Source organism: Streptococcus sp. ZY171113 (genome assembly GCF_057748235.1).
The window spans coordinates 1,956,306-1,974,630 of sequence record NZ_CM173243.1 but is presented as its reverse complement, the minus strand read 5'-3'; the positions used below and the strand labels follow the sequence as shown (position 1 = coordinate 1,974,630).

Here is an 18,325-nt window from a genome sequence, read left to right as displayed (position 1 = left end):
TTGGTATGATAGTAGACGGTATTGTTTACCCCATTTGAAAGGCCCCGGAACCTTCCAAATACTTTCGGTGGGCCGGAACACCCACCACCTGTAAACAAATATTCACTATATATAGGAGAACCCATGAACAAAACAACATTTATGGCTAAACCAGGCCAAGTTGAACGCAAATGGTACGTTGTTGACGCAACTGATGTACCTCTTGGACGTCTTTCTGCAGTAGTTGCTAGCGTACTGCGTGGTAAGAACAAGCCAACTTTCACCCCTCACACTGATACTGGTGACTTCGTTATCGTTATCAACGCTGAGAAAGTGAAATTGACTGGTAAAAAAGCGACTGACAAGATCTACTACACTCACTCACTCCACCCAGGTGGTTTGAAGGCTATCTCTGCTGGTGAGCTTCGTTCTAAAAACGCTGTGCGTTTGATCGAAAAATCAGTTAAGGGCATGTTGCCACACAACACTCTTGGACGCGCACAAGGCATGAAGTTGAAAGTCTTCGTTGGTGGCGAGCACAACCACGCTGCTCAACAACCAGAAGTTCTTGACATTTCAGGTCTTATCTAAGAGAAAGGAGTATAGAGATTATGGCAAAAGCACAATATGCAGGTACTGGCCGTCGTAAGAACGCTGTTGCTCGCGTTCGTTTGGTTCCAGGTACTGGTAAAATCACTGTCAACAAAAAAGATGTTGAAGAGTACATCCCACACGCTGACCTCCGTCTTGTTATCAACCAACCATTTGCAGTAACATCAACTGCTGGTTCATACGACGTTTTCGTTAACGTTGTTGGTGGTGGTTACGCTGGTCAATCAGGTGCAATCCGTCACGGTATCGCCCGTGCCCTCTTGCAAGTTGACCCAGACTTCCGCGATTCATTGAAACGCGCTGGTCTTCTGACTCGTGACGCTCGTAAAGTTGAACGTAAGAAACCAGGTCTTAAGAAAGCTCGTAAAGCTTCACAATTCTCAAAACGTTAATATCCAGTTATATCAACGTTTACAGGCACTTTGCAAGTCACTTGCAAGGTGTCTTTTTTTGTGGAAAAGTGGGCTTGGTAATCCTTTTGGTAATCTCTTAAGACCTGGTTAAATTTAGTTAGGAAAATAAAGCTAGGGTTAGTTAGCTCTATTGAGGTATTCAGCGAATTTGGTAATGGAATGTTTTTCACCAGCTTTTGTGGCATGGCTATAGGTGTCTAGAGTCATTTGACTACTGGCATGTCCTAACCGTTTGGCAGTATTGACAGGGTCTATTCCCATCTCAATCATCAGTGTTGCATGAGTATGCCTAAAACCATGTGGACTGATTTTCTTTAGTTTATACTGGCGAATAATTCGTTTTAGAATGTTGTTGATGTAGTCAGCGTGAAGAGGTTCAATATCGCCTGTTCTTGAGCAGTAAGTGAACATAAAATTATCTTCTATGAAGAGAGGTGCGGTATGTAGCTGGCCGTTCTCTTGGATAGATTCTTGTTTCCATTTGTTGAGTATGCCACACGTTTCATCATCAAGGTAGATAGTGCGTACAGAAAAAGAGTTCTTAGTGCCTTTTTCAAGAGCATGACCATCTATTCTACCCAGACTTTTATTGATAGTTAGTAATTGGGTATCTGGATTAAAATCTGACCATCTAAGAGCATACAATTCACCTTTTCGTAGGCCGCTGTAAGCTAATAGTCTGAATAAGGCAAAATGTTTGTAAGGTTCATTTTCTAAAATGATTTGCAAAAACTGCTGCAACTCACTAACTGACCAGAAATTTTCGCTGGCAGTTTTTTTGATTTTAGGCATAATCACCTTGCTCATTGGATTACGTTCAATGTAATTCATGTTGATGGCAAATTCAAAAATCTTTGAAGTATAGGATTTGATTTGCTTCATGTTTTTGTAGGACTTTGCCTTATCTGTGATAAAGGTTTGGCAGTCAAAAGGACTGATTTTTGAAATCTTTTTATCGCCCAAAATTGGTAGAATGTGGAGGCGAAAAAGGTCAGCGGTCTTTACCGCAGTTGTTGCTTCGACAGTGTCTTGGTAGGCTTGATACCACTTGTCATACAATTCTTGGTAGGTGTAGGTGGTTTTCTGGAAAAGTTGAACAAAGGTACCGCTATTGAGTTGATGATTGACAGCAGCTTCGTGAGCTTTGGCTGCTTTTCGTGTTTTGAAACCACGCTTGGTGTAATACTTTTTCTTACCATAGTCGTTTAGACCAAGGTAAATTTTGACAAAATAGGTTGTTCCTTTAAGTGATTGGTATTTGTGAACTGACATAACATTCCTCCGTATTATTCAAGTTTTCGGAGCTTATGTAATTGAGAAATGTTAGCTTATTTTTTTTCGCGATCTGTTCGTCTAATTTGATACTCTTCTGTCTGAGTCCAGGTCTTCCAAAGATCTGATTCACGATTTTGACTGTTCATGTGCTTGATTAAATGTTTGATAAATGTATTTTCATAATCAACCAAGTAACCTGATAAGACACGTCTAAATTCATCTGAGAACGTCTCATTTAGAGGCATAGACAGATGAATTTCTCCAAGCTCGATACTTTTCTTAAGCCTATCCATATCGCTCTTAAAAGGCGTCACAGAGGTGATTTCTGATGTTTTAAAACTATCTGCGACGATTTTCAAATTAGATGGAGCGTTCTTATCATCATCTAGACCTAGAATATAGGCTACCGAAACACCAAAGTAGTCCGCAAGTTTTTGGGCATTTTCTTTTTTGGGTTTCCGTATACCTTGATTGTAGCTAGATAATGTGGGATAAGATATATCGAGTGCTTCACTAATAATTTTTATTTTTTTGCCACTTTCTTCGATAAGTTTGGCGATATTATTGGTCATGGGTAACCTCCTATTAGATATTGTAACACATTCAATACAAAAAGTATAATTTTAGTTGACAAAAACACAAAAAGTATATATAATTTAAAATGTATAAAAAAATATACAAATTTCGGAGTTTATTTAATTGAAAAATAGAAATGAGGTAACGATATGTCAGAAGAAACAACTTTAGTTGTCCAACTTCCAAAAGCACTAGAAAAGCAATTACGAGCTCACTATGATGAGATGATTGCAACAGCAGTGGAGCGAGCTTTAGAGGATAAAGAGCTCTACAAACCGATGGTGCGAATGGCCGCTTTAGCAAGATGGTTAGATGTTTCCACAACCACTTTGCAAAAATGGACACGTGAGGGCATGCCAACTATGGTGATAGATGGTGTAACTCTCTACGATAAACGGGCTGTGACACGCTGGTTGAAGCAATATGAAAGATAAAGAGGAACATTTATGAGTGATGTTCGGTGGATTAAGATAACAACGGATATTTTTGATGACGAAAAGATTCAGTTGATTGAATCAATGCCAGAGGGTGATACCCTAATTGTTATTTGGTTCAAGTTGTTAGTCTTAGCGGGCAAACAGAATTATAGTGGCGTATTAGCTCTAGGTGATAAAATCTTTTACACGGAGGAAATGCTGACGACAGTTTTCAGGCGAAAAGCTACAACGGTCAAGTTAGCCTTAAAGACCTTTGAACAGTTTAGCATGATAGCCTTTGTAGATGGTGCTGTCACCATTCCTAACTGGGAAAAACATCAGAATATTGATGGCCTTGAGAAAATTCGTCAGCAAACTAGAGAAAGGGTAACACGCTTTCGTCAAAAGCAAAAAGCGGTGGTCAATGGCAAAGAGCAGTTAAAGCTGGAATGTAACGTTACAGAAGCGTTACATGTAACGGATGGTAACGGTCAAGTAACGCAACAGATTAAGAACAAGAGTAAGAAGGAGAATAAGACTATACTGGATAATAGTTCTAGAGAGACTCAACCTTATATCAAACCTGAATATTATTCTCTGCTACAAATCATTGCAGACAAGTACAACGAAAAGTTTATTTATCCTTACAACTATAGTCTGACTCATCAACAAAAGATGCTAATTGGTCAATTTTTGAGTGATGGCTACATGACAAGTGATGAGGTTTTGGCTATGATTGATAGGATTCCAGAAGATGTAGAATCTCCCCTAGCTTATCTAATCAGTTCCATAGAACGGTTAAAAGAGGAGAGGTTGTTAGAAGCGAAAGCCATTGCCCATGAAAATGCTAGAAGAAAGTATCAAAAGAAATAGAGGTAAGAAGAAATGACGGATTATTATCAACTTGAGAACATGCTGGTGGCTGGTTTTAAGTCGCAAGATGAATTTGAACACTATCAAGAGTTAAAACAAGACTATGAAGCCGAGACGTTGGATTACAGCTTTTCAGTCAGAGAAATTGTTAGTCAGTTGGAAGTTATTATCGAAACCAAGGAAAATGACTTTCCAGATTTAGAAGTAGGTTTGCTACATGACTATCAAACCCTGGTGGAATGTTTACGGAAGCATGATGTTGTTCAGGCGGAATTTTATGGAAAGAAGGTGCAGCATGGCTGAACGCTATCGGACAGTTCTAAAAAAATTCTACATTACTGAATCACAGAATCAAGCCTTAGATTATCTTATCAGCTATACAGGATTAAGAAATTTTTCCAGCTATGCTAGGAAAATGTTGTTCAAGAAAAAGCCTATTGTCGTGACATTTGATGAAACATCGTTTGAGTCGTTGATATTTTCCTTGAGGCGTATCAATAATAATTTGAATCAGCTATCAAGGATTGCAGAAGAATCTCAGAATATTCAAGCCATGCGAGCTACGGGATATAGTGTTCAAATGATTGGAAAGTATGAAAAAGTGCTACTCAAACGCCATAAACAGAAGAAGGAGAGATTGCTATCAAAAGTGGATTGAGGAAGAAGAGAATCAAGAATGTTGTGAAGCAAGTCTTTCTGACTGAAGAAGAAAATACCAGATTGCTAGCTTTGATGGCTGAGGAAGAGGAGACGAATTTTTCAGCCTATGCCAGAAAGAAACTTTTTAACAATGAACTAGCCTCATGGACAGTTAGCTTTCCTGAGTATGAGCCAATGACAGAGAACTTGATTCAGATTGGTCGATCAATCAATGCGATTGCTAAGTTGTCAACTCAGGTTGGAATGATTTCGCAATCGGATTTTATAGAGCTTGGTCAGCTGGTGACTCGATTGATGGAGGAATTGGAGAGGGAACTCTCAGTTAAACCCAGGAAAAAGCCGAGCAAAAAATAAATAAGTGAACAAAGCCGTTGGCAGCTGCCAGCGGTTTTCTTGTATTCTTCTGAAAAATCAGTTGCCTTGCAATATCAATCCCCGTATCCGACCCGGGACAATGAGAAAGGACTTAGAAACTTGAGTTTAGGTCTTTGCGAGCTCAGATAGTGTATACACACTATCGCAAAAAATCCATCACCAAGAGTGAGCAGACAGCTCCTTTAGGTGATGGATTTTAACACTTGGGGCAAAGCCCCAACCCCCTTGAGAAAATAGTTCGAGATAAGGTTAGAAAATGGTATAATAGAAAGGAAAAAGAAAACAGAGGCGGAGAATATGGTTAATGAATTAACACTAACAGATCAGTATGTTAGAAGAGAGATAGAGAGGTTTGGTGTTCGTTACGATGAGCAAGGTTCGTCTCATCCCGAGATTGCAAAAGCACTTAAGGGTGCTAGCAAGCAGGGGAAAACGGGTGTTGGTAAGCCTGAATTTGTTCTCCAAATTTTAGATTATTTAATTGTTATTGAAGACAAGCGAGACAATTCAAGATTAATTAATTTGGATGAAGAGGGAATTGCCAAAGATATTTCGTCTTTAGTTCATTTTGCGGTTAATGGAGCGGTACATTATGCCAACCATATTGTTACCAAAGCCACACTATTTGATGAAGTTATTGCTATTGGTATAACTGGAAATGAGGAATCGCACGAAATTCAGCCTGTTTTAGTAAGCATAGCAGATGGTCAGGTGAGTGAACGAATTCTACCTAAACTTTCTAGCTTACAAGATATTCACCCAGATAATATCAATGAATGGTATTCGGTAAATGTTCTAGGTGAGTACTCTGCGGAGCAAAAGCGAATTTTTGAGTTACAAAATGTTTCTCGAGAACTCCATGAGGATTTACGCAACTATGCGTCTTTGGAAGGAGAGAATAAGGCAACAGTTGTGTCGGCCATTCTTTTAGCATTGAATGAGCCTGATTTTGATATTCAGACGCTGACGGGTAATAAGCTAAATAAAAAGGGAAAAGTTATTGATAATGATGGGAGGCGTATTCTTAAAGCAGTTAAAGATTATATTGAAACAGAAGGAATTATGCCAGAGGATAAGGTTAATATTCTCCTAAATAAATTTGCTTTTCTTGAAACAAGTATCAAACTTAATGAAACCAATGTGACTTTAGGAGTATCTCCTCTACATTATTTTGCAAAGAAATTAGAAGCTAAAGTCATTCATCATTTTAAGCAAAACACTAATTATGATATTCTCGGAAATTTTTATGGGGAATTTGTTAAATATGGTGGCAGTGATGGTAATGGATTGGGAATTGTTTTAACGCCTCACCATATCACTGAACTGATGACAGAATTGATTGATATCCAATCTAATGACTATGTTCTTGACCCGGCATGTGGTAGCGGTGCTTTCTTGATTTCAGCTATGAATAGAATGACAGAGAGAGCGAGAGATGAGGAGGAAGTTAAACACATCAAGCAACATCAGCTCTTGGGGATTGAATTGCAAGAAAAAATGTTTACAGTTGCAACCACTAATATGATTTTGCGTGGAGATGGAAAAAGTAATCTACAACTCAATGATATGTTCTCGGTATCAGGTGAGGTGATGCAGTCCCAGAATGTCAATAAGATTTTATTCAACCCGCCTTATTCACAGGGGAAAACAGATAAAACGTTGACAGAAATCAATTTCATTAAGCATGCTTTAGATATGTTAGTCGTGGGAGGTAAGCTAGCAGTTATTGTCCCACAATCGACAATGGTTGGAAAGTCTAAGGAAGAAAAAGAATACAAGAAAAAAATTCTTGAGAAACACACGTTGGACATGGTTATTACAGTTAATAAAAATACCTTTCATGGTGTGGGAACTAATCCAGTCATCGCTATTTTTGAAGCAGGTAAAAAACATGATATCGAACGTAAAAAGGTCAAGTTTGTTAATTTCGAGGACGATGGTTTTGTTGTTCGTAAACATATTGGCTTAGTTAATGATGGATCAGCTAAGGAAAAGAGACAATACTTATTTGATGTTATCAATGGAAATGAAGATGACTATACCACTAAATTTATGGTTAAATCCACGGTACAACCAGACGATGAATGGTTGCATAGTTTTTATTACTTCAATGATGAGATTCCAACAGACGAAGATTTTGAAAAAACTATTGCTGACTATTTAAGTTTCCAGTTTGATATGTATGTTCATGGACGAGGTTATTTATTTGAAGGAAATGATGATGAATAATAGAGAGTGGAAATCCTTTAGAATAGAAGAAATTTTTATTGTTGTAGATGGCTTTTATAATAAAAAGCCACCTATGACAGGGGGGAAGTTACCATTTTTGGGAGCGACTGAAAAAAACAATGGTATTACAGGTTATACCGATGTAGATACTGTATATACATGGACAAAGACTGGAGAAGCGACAGATAAAACAACTGAAAATAAGCTGTTTGGACCGAATTGGATTGCGGTGACTAATAATGGTTCGGTTGGTCATGCTTATTTTATGCCTTATCAGTATACATCTAGTCATGATGTTACCTCCTTGTATTTACCTGACCGAGAACTTACTGAACATTTAGCGCTGTTTTTAATTAAGATGTTGGAGAGGGCAGGTGAACCATTTTCTTATGCAAGAAAATGGCGACCAGTTCGATTGCGTAAAACACCAATTTATTTACCTGTAAAAAATGACGGTACGCCCGACTGGACATTTATGGAAGAATATGTTCAAATCAAATCAAATCAAATCAAGAATACCTATCAGTCTCCTAAACAGCATGAAATAAGTGGTTTTAGAGGTTTAGATGAGGTTGAGTGGCGAGAGTTTTTTGTAACAGATATTTTTCATACACCTAAAAGGGGTAAGCGGATTATTTCTTCTAATTATCAATTTGGGAATAAGCCGATTGTGTCTTTTGCTGGGGGAAATAATGGTGTGATTGCATTTATTGGTAATGACGATAACGTTAGAGAATATCAAAATTGTCTAAGCGTTGCTAATGGTGGTGTGTCTGCCGGTTTTGCGTACTATCATCCATATAAATTTATTGCTACTGACCATGTGACGCAATTTAAGGGAGATAATCTGAATAAATACCATTATCTTTTTCTCTCGTTAGTTATCAAAAAACAAATGCAAGAAAAGTATCATTTTAGTCGCGAGATGACAGATGGTCGATTGAAACGTGAAAAACTTTTGTTACCAATTACTAGTGATGGTCACGTCGATTTTGATTTTATGGAACAGTACATAAAGCGATTAGAAAATAATCTTATTAAACAGGGAATAAAACAATAGATGGATATTAGTGTTTCTCAAGAAAGTACAATTAGAGAATTATTTTCGGAATTTCTAAGCGTTGATGGGGAGAACTATCAGTTTTCAGTTCCGATTTATCAAAGAGAGTATTCTTGGCGTGAACAGCAATGGCAAGAATTGTTTGATGATTTGGTACACTCCTTTAAGAAAGAGATAGATACTGATTATTGGGGAAACATCATTGTTTATAAGAATGCACAAAATAAAGAATTTGAATTGGTTGATGGTCAACAACGAGTTATTACACTACTACTTTTCATTGCTTCATTGACTGAGATTGAAAAAAATAATGGTTACCTTCCTCTAAAATTTCATAATGTTGATACTAATGAAATCTGGCGAAAAATAGCTGAATTAAGTTCTTGGTGGTTGCTTGAACAGAGTCGTAGTTTGAGTAGGGAAGAGGAACAAGAAAAGAAAGGTTCTTGTTTGACGCAAGATGAGAAGCGACATTCTTATCATCAAGCCTGTGTATATTTTAAAACCATGCTTCAAGAAAACAGTGATATTGATAGAGCTCTTTTATTAGAACATTTGTATAAAACGAAACTGTCAGTCGTTGTGGTAGATGATGAACTGGAAAGTAATCTACTCTTTGGAAGATTGAATACTCGTGGGTTGTCGTTGAGTGATGTTGATTTAATTAAGCATAAATTGTTTTATGAGACGGAGAGACGACTTCCTCCAACTGGTGATGATGAAGTATTGAAATCGTGGAAAAAGCTTCTGCAAAAGACTTCAACATTAGGTTTATCAATCGATTTGTTTATAAAAATCTGGTGGGATACTCACTATAAAATAGAGCAAGAGGGACTCTATAAATCATTTCTTGGTAAACTTCCATCATCAGAGTATCTGAACTTGTTACAAAATTGGTTGCAGGGTGCAGAAGCAATTAGTAAATGGAAAGCCAATGCCGATGGGAATGACAACAAAATTGGTCGCAATTTGAAATGGTTAATTAAAATGTCTAATTCTGAGCAAGTATGGGCTGCTATTATGGGATTACAAGTTATAACTAATAGACAGAGAGTGAAGCTAGTTGAATTATTAACGGTTATTGAATTTACAAGAGTAATAACCTCACAAGTAGATTATTCCGATCTTGATTTAGCCTATCTTGAATTTGGTAAACAATTATTGACGGTTCAGGGGGGTATTAGAATAACTGATAACGATATATCTAGTGCTATACTTAGCTTAAAAGAAGCTATTAAAAATCACTTACCTGATTTGTCGACTTTCACGGGTGTTTTTACTCACTTACGGTTTCATGAGGAAGGAACATGGGATACTGTTCAACAAGAAAATTTATTGTCACGGTATGCTATATATACACTTAATAATTGGCTAGATACAACAAACCATGGGGCTGGTGTTGAATATAGAACGAGAGATGATGATGAATATTCAATTGAACACATTAAGCCCAAAAGTAGTGCTAGTGCGGGTGTGACTTCACCAGAATATACAATAGGGAATTTAGTCGTATTGGAAAAACAAATTAATAATGATTTGGGTGATATTGCGGTTGGATTGAAGTTGTCAGAGTATGAGAAATCAGGATATCACCAGATGAAGGAATTTTTGATAAAAAAACATAGAAAAGGAAATACTGGCTTTAGGAAAAGACATGCAATGGAATGGGATATAAATGATTTTAATGACATATCTATCGAAAATAGAGGGAGATACTTAGCTATGTGCTTTTATGAGAAAATAGAAGAATTATTGAACTAATAAACGATGGTGTGGAGAAAAATATATGACAGACAACTTATCTTATTTTCAATTCTCACCAGAAAGCCAACATTTGGACAGAAAATCTGCCCGTAAGAAACCATCTGAGCTCCTCAAGCACCTGATTGCCTTTGCTAATGCGGACGGTGGTCAACTGATCATCGGTATTGAGGACGACAAGCAGAATAACATCATTACTGGCTTCAAAGATGGCAGAGCCTATCCCATTGATGAGTTCAAAAAGATTGACCGTGAGATGCGTGACACTCCCTTGGATTTATCTTTTGAAGAAATCCCTGTGCGAAACCATAAGGGTGAAGACGATGTGATTTTGGTTATCTCAGTTGAATTGTCTTCAAATCGAGTGATTGCTGCGCCTAATGATGAAGTTTACCTGCGTCAGGGGGATGAAACGGTAAAATTAAGTTATGAACAACGAACTCAACTCAGCTATGATAAAGGACAACGCTTCTTTGAAGATGAAGTCGTGGCTGACGCGACCTTGGAAGACATCGATGATGACCTGGTTCAGGACTTCAAGAATCGCTTTGATATTGCAGACCGTTCCACCGAGGAAATTCTCAAAGCTCGGCGTTTTCTGGTCAATGGAAAATTGACCAAGGCTGCTATCTTGCTTTTTGGCAAATACCCGTCAGCTTTCTTCCCTCAAGCTCGTGTTCGTTTCCAACGGTTTGATGGCACGGACATGGGGATAGGGACTAGCTTTAATGTCATCAAGGAGGTAACCTTTGATGATGCTCTGCCAAGCCTGATTATCAAGGCTCGTGATTTTATTCGTACCCAGCTGCGTGAATTTCAATATCTGGATGACGATGGACAATTCCAAATTTTGCCTGAGTATCCTGAATTTGCTTGGTTTGAAGGTCTGGTCAATGCCATCACTCACCGCGATTACTCTGTCTATGGTGACCATATTCGTGTGCTCATGTTTGATGATCGACTGGAGATTCATAGCCCAGGGAAATTGCCCAATATCGTCACCGTTGACAATATCAAGCATGAACGGTTTTCAAGAAATCCTCGGCTTGCCAGAACCCTGACGGAGTTTGGATGGGTCCGTGAGATGAATGAAGGGGTTAAGCGGATTTATTCTGAGATGGAGTCAGCCTTTCTGCATGAACCAAAATACTCAGAGCCTGGAAATAAGGTGGTTCTGACGCTTGAAAATAATATTGTCAGTCGACACCTACGAACCAGAGACAGTTTAGAGAAACAGTTTACTGATTTTGGAGACCTCAATGCCGACGAGCAATTGCTAGTTCATTACATGTACAATTCTGGTGAGAAGATGACCACCGCAAAAGCCATTGAGCTGACGGGAAGAAGTCGCTCGTTTGTTGTTAAAATGTTGCATCATCTTCGTGATTTAGAAATCATCACTTGGTTTGGTTCAAGCAAAAATGACCGCAATCAATATTATCTTTTGGTTGATAAGTGATTGCAGTCAGGGTACTATTAGTAATAAGAATACAGTAGAATACAGTAGAATACAGTAGAATACAGTAGAATACAGTAGAATACAGTAGAATACAGTAGAATACAGTAGAATACAGTAGAATACAGTAGGATACAGTAGGATACAGTAGGATACAGTAGCCGATATTCCTCAACTACATAAGCTCCGAAAACAGATTTTTGGTAATCTAATGGTAATCCATTGTTTGTAAGATTGAGTTGTAAGTGTCTATTTGAGATGAAACTGAGTATTGAAAGCTTGATTTAATAATCTTTTATAGACATTTTACTTCTATCACCCAAAACCAGGCCTTAAGAAAGCTCGTAAAGCTAGCCAATTCTCAAAACGTTAATATCAGCGATATATCAACGTTTCAAAGCACTCAAGAGTTTACCTCATGGGTGCTTTTTTCTTGTTTTTTAGCAAAGTTCACCCCACTTTTCACACCATTACTTTTTAAAATTTTGGTAGGCGAACTCTTCAACAGCCGAAGGGACAATGTTTGAGGTGTTAACGTAAACTTTCTTAGGATAATAAGGTATAGGTAAGAAAGTTCTAGAGATGTGCTATAATAGAGCTATAACACTCAGGAGAATGACATGAATCAAACCCTATCCCACTACCAATTCTCACCAGAAAGTCAACATTTGGACAGGAAATCCGCCCGAAAGAAACCGTCTGAACTGCTTAAACACCTGATTGCCTTTGCTAATGCAGATGGTGGCCAGCTGGTCATCGGTATTGAGGACGACAAGCAAAATAACATCATTACTGGCTTCAAAGATGGTAGAGCCTATCCCATTGATGACTTCAAAAAGATTGACCGTGAGATGCGTGATACTCCTCTGGATTTGTCATTTGAAGAAATTCCTGTGGTTAATCACAAGGGTGAAGAAGATGTGATTTTGGTTATCTCAGTTGAATTGTCCTCAAACCGAGTGATTGCTGCGCCTAATGATGAGGTTTACCTGCGTCAGGGTGATGAGACCGTTAAACTTAGTTATGAACAACGAACTCAACTCAGCTATGATAAAGGACAACGTTTCTTTGAGGATGAAGTTGTGGCTGACGCAACCTTGGAAGACATCGATGATGACCTGGTTCAGGATTTCAAAAATCGATTTGATATTTCAGACCGTTCCACCGAAGAAATTCTCAAAGCTCGGCGTTTTTTGGTCAATGGAAAATTAACCAAGGCAGCCATCTTACTCTTTAGTAAATACCCGTCAGCTTTCTTCCCTCAAGCTCGTGTTCGTTTTCAGCGGTTTGATGGCACGGACATGGGAACAGGAACTAGCTTTAATGTCATTAAGGAAGTGACCTTTGAAGAAGCCCTGCCAAGCCTGATTATCAAGGCTCGTGACTTTATTCGTACCCAGCTGCGTGAGTTCCAATATCTGGATGACAATGGGCAATTCCAAATCTTGCCTGAATATCCAGAATTTGCCTGGTTTGAAGGTGTTGTCAATGCTGTTACTCACCGTGATTACTCTGTCTATGGCGATCATATTCGAGTGCTCATGTTTGATGACCGCTTGGAAATTCATAGCCCAGGGAAATTGCCCAATATCGTCACCGTTGACAATATCAAGCATGAACGGTTTTCAAGAAATCCTCGGATTGCCAGAACCCTGACGGAGTTTGGCTGGGTTCGTGAGATGAATGAAGGTGTTAAACGGATCTATTCAGAAATGGAATCAGCCTTTCTCCATGAACCAAAATACTCAGAGCCTGGAAATAAGGTGGTTCTGACGCTTGAAAACAATATTGTCAGTCGCCATCTCCGTACACGAGACAGCCTAGAAAAACAGTTCTCTGATTTTGGCGACCTTAATGCTGATGAGCAATTGCTGATTCACTACATGTATAATTCAGGTGAGAAAATGACAACGGCCAAAGCGATTGAACTGACAGGAAGAAGTCGTAAGTTTATTGTAAAAACCATGAAAAAATTACAAGAATTGGGTATGGTTGACTGGTATGGTGCCAATAAAAATGACAGAAATCAATACTATACTTTAACGAAAAATTAGTCTATCCTCTAAGAGGTAGGATACAGTAGGATACAGTAGGATACAGTAGGATACAGTAGCCGATATTCCTCAACTACATAAGCTCCGAAAACAGATTTTTGGTAATCTAATGGTAATCCATTGTTTGTAAGATTGGGTTATAAGTGTTTATTTGAGATGAAAATGAGTATTGAAAGCTTGATTTAATAGTCTTTTACAGGCATTTTACTTCTGACACCCAAAACCAGGTCTTAAGAAAGCTCGTAAAGCTAGCCAGTTCTCAAAACGTTAATTATCAGCGATATATCAACCTTTCAAGCACCTTATGGTTCACACCAGAGGTGCTTTTTTTGGTGGTTTTTGAGAAAGGTTCACACCATTAGTTTTTGAGGTCACAAATCTTATCATTTTGGAAACATGACTTAATGGTTTATTTGCTTAAAATAAGCGATAATAGAAGGAGATGAAAGCGGTTAAAGGAGGACGGTATGGATTTGATTGAAAGCCTAAAACGCTCATCCCAGATGGTTGTCGGGGGGCATCGCGGCCAGATTTTGGAGGGTGTTCGTGAAAACACCCTGGCAGCCTTTGACACAGTTCTTGGCAAAGGCATTCCCTATGTGGAGGTGGATGTTCAGCTGACCAAGGACGGGATTTTGGTGCTCTACCACGACCATGACTTGAGTCAGAAGACCAGTTTGACCGGCATGGTTCGGGACTATACCCTGGCCCAATTACAAGCCAGTTTTGACCTTTGCACGGTGGCTGAGGCCATTGACTGGGCCAAAATCCATGACATGGGGCTAGCCTTTGAGCTCAAGCTCCGCTACCCTGAGATGGCCGAGGACCGCTTGCCTCTGGGCCAAGAGTTGGTTGAGCTGATTCAGCAAAAGAACTTTGTGCGTCAGTGCTTTGTTTTTGGAAAAGACCTGGACCTGCTGCGGCTCATGAAGGCCCAGGAGCCTGACCTGCCGCTTGGGGTTATCTGCCAAGAGCGTCCTGAGCAGCCTGCCCAGTTCATGGCTGACCTGGGGGCCGATATCTACCTCAACTTTTTATCGGACCTGACCCCAGCTTTGGTGGCTGACCTGAAGCAGGCGGGCTATTTGGTGGACGGTTCGGTGGTCAATAGCAGAGCAGACCTCGAGCTTGCCTTAGACCTGGGTGTCAATCTCATCGAGAGTGATTACCCAGAAACCATCTTAAATCTATTGGAGGAATCTCATGAAACAAGTTGCTAACTACCATTCTCATACCCGTTGGTGCAAACACGGGGTCGGTGAGATTGAAGACTATATCGAAAAAGCCCTGGCTTATGGCATGACAGAGATGGCCATCACTGAACACGTTCCCCATGAGGATAACCTGGACCCTCGCCGCCTGCAATGGGAGGAATTTCCAGCCTACGATGCGGCCCTGAACGCCGCCATTGCCAAATACGAGGGCAAAATCAAAATCTACAAGGGCTGGGAGTGCGAGTTCTACAAGGAAAGTCTGGCGGCCTACGACATGTTTGCCAAGGACTACGGCTACGAGCTCTTTGTGCTTGGTCAGCATCGGTCTGGCAAGAACCGTGAGGTGGACCATTTTGCCCCTAAGGGGAAAAAGGAACTCCAACTCTATGCGGACGAGGTGTCAGAGGCCTTAGAGACCAGAAAATTCCACTTCCTGGCCCACCCAGACTTGGTGCTGGTTGGTTATCCTGACTGGGATGATTATGCTCAAGGAGCCCTCAAGCAGGTCTTTGCCGTCTGTGAGAAACTGGACATTCCTGTTGAAATCAATGCCAACGGCCTCCGTGACGGTCGGGAATACCCTGACAAACGGGCCTTTGAGCTGTCCAAACGCTATGACCTGCGTTACCTGATTAACTCGGATGCCCACGACCCTGAGCACTTGGTTGGTGAGCCCATTGAGAAGGCCGAGGCCTTTGCGGAAGAATTGGGGATTGAGGTCCTGACTTACTTTGATGACTTTAAGAAGAAAGGTTAAGAAAATATGACCAATCTGACCAAAGCCAAATTCAAACCCAATGGCGACTTCAATGCCTTTGCGGGAAATACCGTCGTCGCTAATCTTTATGACAATGAGCAGGTCATGGCAGCTGTTTTTGTCCTGCAAGAGCTCTATCAAACCTTGCCCTTTATTGACAAGTTTACCCTGACCCCACCCCAGTCCATTCACATGACGGTCATGGAGCTCTTGTGTGACCAGAACCGTCAGGCAGACTTTTGGAGCAAGTTTTTGCCGTTGGACCTGCCCATCCAAGCTGTCTCAGCCTATTTTGGTGACAAGCTCAGCCATTTTCCCCTAAAAGACGAAACCATCACCATGCGGGTGACGGGGATTGGGCGGCAGAACATCCTGCTGGAGCCGGCAGATGAGGCCACTCGCCAGCGGCTGGAGGACATCCGCCAGTACATCTCCTTGCAGACGGGCGTGATTTTCCCCAACCATAACAATTATCAGTTCCACATCACCATCGGTTATATCCGCGAGGAGCTGACCGCTGATGAGCAGGTTTATTTCGACGCCTTCCGGGAGCGGGCGGTTGCGGTCTTGCTGGACCACTTGACCGAGGTCAAGATTTCTCGAATTGACTACACGACTTTTGAGGACATGAGGGCTTTTGTGCCTTATCAAGGGGAGTAGCTGATGAAGTTTACCTTTATTGGGACGGCAGCCTCGGAAGGGTATCCAGCCCCTTTCTGCGGGTGCTCAACCTGTCAGGAGGCCAAACGCTTGGGTGGGAAAAACCTGCGTCGCAGGTCTTGTGGGCTCATCAACGACCACATCTTGCTGGATTTTGGTCCCGACCTCTACACGGCTAATCTGACAGGGGTGGTGGACTTGTCGGCCGTGACGGACATGGTCTTCACCCATTCTCACCCTGACCACCTTTATGAACGGGAACTGGTCAACCTCTTGCCACCCATGGCTGTTGACAATCCCAACCTACCCCTGACCATCTACGGCAATGAGACGGTCATCAGCCACATCAAGGATTGCCTGACGGGGGAGATGAAACGGAGTCTGGACCAGCTGGCGGAGGTCATGACCCTAGTGACCGTCCAACCCTTTGAACGGTTCTCAGTTGGGGACTTGACCTTTACAGCCCTTCCTGCCCACCATGCTGGGCCAGATGAGGAGGCTTACATCTACCAAATCCAGTCAGGGGACAAGGCCCTGCTCTATGGGACGGACACGGGGCTTTTGCCAGAGGCAACTGAGCATTACCTGAAGCAACACCCCTTGGACCTCTACATTTTTGATGCCACCAGCGGCCCCCACTCCTGCCCCTACAAGGAACACATGGGCTTTCCTGAGATTGCCCAGACCCTGTCGGCTATTGGGGTCAAGAGTCGCCCTGAGGTTCCTGTTTATGGCACCCATTTTGTCCACGGTTATTGTGGCAATCATGAAGACCTGGTGGCTCAGGGGGCAACCTATGGCATCTATCCAGCCTACGACGGCTTAACCCTCAAGCTTTAGGATTTTGGAAAATAGCAGAGCAAAGAGACTGGGACAAAAGTCCAAACCCCAATATTAAAAACGAACAAAGAAGGATTTCTGAAAATCAGAACCTCTCTTTGTTCGCTTTTTTGTTTTAGCAGGGGATAATTGTATGAGATTTGGAAAACTCAAAATTTTTCTGTCCCACTCCCTTTTAGTCGGTTGTTTTTTCCATGAGTTTTTTTCGGTAGTCGGTCGGACTGAGTTGGAACTGTTCCTTGAAGAGCTTGGAGAAGTAGGCCTGGGAATTGAAACCGACCAGGTTAGAAATTTCTTTAATAGAATGCTCGTTGCGTTCCAGGAGGCTGACAGCCTTACTCAATCGCAAGTTTTGAATGGTATCGGAAGTAGAACTATTGGCCATTTTTTGAAAAATCTTGTAGAGGTAGGAGCGGGTCAGGCCAACGTGGTTGGCCACCCCTTCAACAGAGAGGTCAGGGTCAGCAAAGTTCTCTTGGATGTAAGCGATGGCTTGACGGTAGTAATGATTTTGCTCGCTGGTGTCTTGAACCTTATCGGTAATCAATTGGGAGAAAATCAAGTAGAGGTGCCCGAGAAGACCATATTCCATAGAGCGTTTGGGCAGATCCAGCTTGACCAGATTTTCCATTAGTTCTTCTAAATTAGTGGCTATTGGTGTGATGACATACTGGTGATAAAAGTCTGAGGAATGCAAGACATCCAAGGCTTTGGGGCCATTAAAGCCGACCCAATAGTAGGCCCAGGGGTCGTCCTGGTCAGCCTGGTACTGGACCAACTTGTAGGGTGGGATGAGGAAACATTGGCCCTGCTCAACAGGCAAGGCCTGGCCGTCGATAAAATAGGTGCCCCTGCCCTGGGTAATGTAGTGAATGATGTAGTGGTCGTAGATGCTCACCCGAGATAAAAATCCAGGGGTGGAATAGGATTTGTGGCCACTTTGATAGACGGATAGGTTGAAGGAAGAGCTAAAGAGGTTAGTATAGTGTTTGAAGGTGACATTATCCAGGTTGGGGCGATTGGAAATATCAGTGACGGTAACTTGTTTTTTCATGGAGGCCTCCTGAGTAAAATTTGGCTTTAGTATAGCATAAAATCAAAGATTTTTCAAAACA

19 protein-coding genes are annotated in these 18,325 nt (G+C 41.0%); 16 read left to right on the top strand and 3 right to left on the bottom strand.

The genetic code is table 11. The features are described from left to right. The first annotated feature begins 123 nt into the window (after positions 1-123). Both rplM and rpsI read left to right on the top strand, forming a co-directional pair. Positions 124-570, top strand: a complete 447-nt coding sequence (gene rplM / locus AC3ARB_RS09365) for a 50S ribosomal protein L13 (RefSeq protein WP_488320297.1) — start codon at positions 124-126, stop codon at positions 568-570. Positions 571-590: 20 nt separating this feature from the next. Next, positions 591-983 carry a 30S ribosomal protein S9 gene (gene rpsI / locus AC3ARB_RS09360; RefSeq protein ID WP_488320296.1) on the top strand — a complete coding sequence of 131 codons (393 nt, stop codon included), beginning with the start codon at positions 591-593 and terminating at the stop codon, positions 981-983. A 138-nt stretch (positions 984-1,121) separates the two neighbouring features. On the opposite strand, the gene AC3ARB_RS09355 is transcribed toward rpsI, so the two are convergent. Both AC3ARB_RS09355 and AC3ARB_RS09350 read right to left on the bottom strand, forming a co-directional pair. Beyond that, entirely contained in the window at positions 1,122-2,276 is a 1,155-nt protein-coding gene (locus AC3ARB_RS09355; protein ID WP_488320295.1) for a site-specific integrase, read from the bottom strand. A gap of 56 nt (positions 2,277-2,332) precedes the next feature. Then, positions 2,333-2,851 (bottom strand): helix-turn-helix domain-containing protein, encoded by a 519-nt coding sequence (locus tag AC3ARB_RS09350; RefSeq protein WP_488320294.1) that lies wholly within the window; start codon positions 2,849-2,851, stop codon positions 2,333-2,335. Positions 2,852-3,004: 153 nt separating this feature from the next. On the opposite strand from AC3ARB_RS09350, the gene AC3ARB_RS09345 reads away from it, so the two are divergent. From AC3ARB_RS09345 to AC3ARB_RS09280, 14 genes are all read left to right on the top strand, one after another. Beyond that, positions 3,005-3,289, top strand: coding sequence for a DNA-binding protein (locus tag AC3ARB_RS09345; RefSeq protein ID WP_065957486.1), 285 nt, complete (start codon positions 3,005-3,007; stop codon positions 3,287-3,289). A 12-nt stretch (positions 3,290-3,301) separates the two neighbouring features. After that, positions 3,302-4,144 (top strand): phage replisome organizer N-terminal domain-containing protein, encoded by an 843-nt coding sequence (locus AC3ARB_RS09340; RefSeq protein WP_488320293.1) that lies wholly within the window; start codon positions 3,302-3,304, stop codon positions 4,142-4,144. A 12-nt stretch (positions 4,145-4,156) separates the two neighbouring features. Beyond that, on the top strand, positions 4,157-4,447 hold the full coding sequence (locus tag AC3ARB_RS09335; RefSeq protein WP_488320292.1) for a DUF5962 family protein: 291 nt from the start codon (positions 4,157-4,159) through the stop codon (positions 4,445-4,447). Further along, on the top strand, positions 4,440-4,802 hold the full coding sequence (locus tag AC3ARB_RS09330; protein ID WP_488320291.1) for a plasmid mobilization protein: 363 nt from the start codon (positions 4,440-4,442) through the stop codon (positions 4,800-4,802). The genes AC3ARB_RS09335 and AC3ARB_RS09330 overlap by 8 nt, the downstream gene beginning before the upstream one ends. After that, complete coding sequence (locus AC3ARB_RS09325) at positions 4,799-5,158, top strand: transposase (protein WP_488320290.1); 360 nt, start codon at positions 4,799-4,801, stop codon at positions 5,156-5,158. The genes AC3ARB_RS09330 and AC3ARB_RS09325 overlap by 4 nt, the downstream gene beginning before the upstream one ends. Positions 5,159-5,476: 318 nt before the next feature. Continuing rightward, complete coding sequence (locus AC3ARB_RS09320) at positions 5,477-7,408, top strand: HsdM family class I SAM-dependent methyltransferase (RefSeq protein WP_488320289.1); 1,932 nt, start codon at positions 5,477-5,479, stop codon at positions 7,406-7,408. Then, positions 7,401-8,468 carry a restriction endonuclease subunit S gene (locus AC3ARB_RS09315; protein WP_488320288.1) on the top strand — a complete coding sequence of 356 codons (1,068 nt, stop codon included), beginning with the start codon at positions 7,401-7,403 and terminating at the stop codon, positions 8,466-8,468. The genes AC3ARB_RS09320 and AC3ARB_RS09315 overlap by 8 nt, the downstream gene beginning before the upstream one ends. After that, the gene (locus AC3ARB_RS09310) at positions 8,469-10,229 is read left to right on the top strand and encodes a DUF262 domain-containing protein (RefSeq protein WP_488320287.1); all 1,761 of its coding nucleotides are present in this window, start codon (positions 8,469-8,471) and stop codon (positions 10,227-10,229) included. Positions 10,230-10,254: 25 nt separating this feature from the next. Next, positions 10,255-11,688 carry an ATP-binding protein gene (locus tag AC3ARB_RS09305; RefSeq protein WP_488320286.1) on the top strand — a complete coding sequence of 478 codons (1,434 nt, stop codon included), beginning with the start codon at positions 10,255-10,257 and terminating at the stop codon, positions 11,686-11,688. Positions 11,689-12,305: 617 nt separating this feature from the next. Further along, on the top strand, positions 12,306-13,739 hold the full coding sequence (locus AC3ARB_RS09300; protein WP_488320285.1) for an ATP-binding protein: 1,434 nt from the start codon (positions 12,306-12,308) through the stop codon (positions 13,737-13,739). 467 nt (positions 13,740-14,206) lie between these two features. Further along, positions 14,207-14,959 (top strand): glycerophosphodiester phosphodiesterase, encoded by a 753-nt coding sequence (locus tag AC3ARB_RS09295; protein ID WP_488320284.1) that lies wholly within the window; start codon positions 14,207-14,209, stop codon positions 14,957-14,959. Then, positions 14,943-15,710, top strand: coding sequence for a PHP domain-containing protein (locus tag AC3ARB_RS09290; protein ID WP_488320283.1), 768 nt, complete (start codon positions 14,943-14,945; stop codon positions 15,708-15,710). The genes AC3ARB_RS09295 and AC3ARB_RS09290 overlap by 17 nt, the downstream gene beginning before the upstream one ends. A gap of 6 nt (positions 15,711-15,716) precedes the next feature. Then, positions 15,717-16,370 carry a DUF1868 domain-containing protein gene (locus AC3ARB_RS09285; RefSeq protein ID WP_488320282.1) on the top strand — a complete coding sequence of 218 codons (654 nt, stop codon included), beginning with the start codon at positions 15,717-15,719 and terminating at the stop codon, positions 16,368-16,370. A gap of 3 nt (positions 16,371-16,373) precedes the next feature. After that, complete coding sequence (locus AC3ARB_RS09280; protein ID WP_488320281.1) at positions 16,374-17,210, top strand: MBL fold metallo-hydrolase; 837 nt, start codon at positions 16,374-16,376, stop codon at positions 17,208-17,210. A 175-nt stretch (positions 17,211-17,385) separates the two neighbouring features. On the opposite strand, the gene AC3ARB_RS09275 is transcribed toward AC3ARB_RS09280, so the two are convergent. Continuing rightward, the gene (locus AC3ARB_RS09275) at positions 17,386-18,264 is read right to left on the bottom strand and encodes an AraC family transcriptional regulator (protein WP_488320280.1); all 879 of its coding nucleotides are present in this window, start codon (positions 18,262-18,264) and stop codon (positions 17,386-17,388) included. Positions 18,265-18,325 lie beyond the last annotated feature (61 nt).

Bases quoted from the DNA above. Each gene is read 5' to 3' on its own strand.
- AC3ARB_RS09345 (WP_065957486.1), top strand. From the start codon at position 3,005: ATGTCAGAAGAAACAACTTTAGTTGTCCAACTTCCAAAAGCACTAGAA.
- AC3ARB_RS09330 (WP_488320291.1), top strand. From the start codon at position 4,440: ATGGCTGAACGCTATCGGACAGTTCTAAAAAAATTCTACATTACTGAA.
- AC3ARB_RS09290 (WP_488320283.1), top strand. From the start codon at position 14,943: ATGAAACAAGTTGCTAACTACCATTCTCATACCCGTTGGTGCAAACAC.
- AC3ARB_RS09320 (WP_488320289.1), top strand. From the start codon at position 5,477: ATGGTTAATGAATTAACACTAACAGATCAGTATGTTAGAAGAGAGATA.
- AC3ARB_RS09340 (WP_488320293.1), top strand. From the start codon at position 3,302: ATGAGTGATGTTCGGTGGATTAAGATAACAACGGATATTTTTGATGAC.
- AC3ARB_RS09300 (WP_488320285.1), top strand. From the start codon at position 12,306: ATGAATCAAACCCTATCCCACTACCAATTCTCACCAGAAAGTCAACAT.
- AC3ARB_RS09315 (WP_488320288.1), top strand. From the start codon at position 7,401: ATGAATAATAGAGAGTGGAAATCCTTTAGAATAGAAGAAATTTTTATT.
- rpsI (WP_488320296.1), top strand. From the start codon at position 591: ATGGCAAAAGCACAATATGCAGGTACTGGCCGTCGTAAGAACGCTGTT.
- AC3ARB_RS09350 (WP_488320294.1), bottom strand. From the start codon at position 2,851: ATGACCAATAATATCGCCAAACTTATCGAAGAAAGTGGCAAAAAAATA.
- rplM (WP_488320297.1), top strand. From the start codon at position 124: ATGAACAAAACAACATTTATGGCTAAACCAGGCCAAGTTGAACGCAAA.
- AC3ARB_RS09310 (WP_488320287.1), top strand. From the start codon at position 8,469: ATGGATATTAGTGTTTCTCAAGAAAGTACAATTAGAGAATTATTTTCG.
- AC3ARB_RS09285 (WP_488320282.1), top strand. From the start codon at position 15,717: ATGACCAATCTGACCAAAGCCAAATTCAAACCCAATGGCGACTTCAAT.
- AC3ARB_RS09305 (WP_488320286.1), top strand. From the start codon at position 10,255: ATGACAGACAACTTATCTTATTTTCAATTCTCACCAGAAAGCCAACAT.
- AC3ARB_RS09295 (WP_488320284.1), top strand. From the start codon at position 14,207: ATGGATTTGATTGAAAGCCTAAAACGCTCATCCCAGATGGTTGTCGGG.
- AC3ARB_RS09335 (WP_488320292.1), top strand. From the start codon at position 4,157: ATGACGGATTATTATCAACTTGAGAACATGCTGGTGGCTGGTTTTAAG.
- AC3ARB_RS09355 (WP_488320295.1), bottom strand. From the start codon at position 2,276: ATGTCAGTTCACAAATACCAATCACTTAAAGGAACAACCTATTTTGTC.
- AC3ARB_RS09280 (WP_488320281.1), top strand. From the start codon at position 16,374: ATGAAGTTTACCTTTATTGGGACGGCAGCCTCGGAAGGGTATCCAGCC.
- AC3ARB_RS09275 (WP_488320280.1), bottom strand. From the start codon at position 18,264: ATGAAAAAACAAGTTACCGTCACTGATATTTCCAATCGCCCCAACCTG.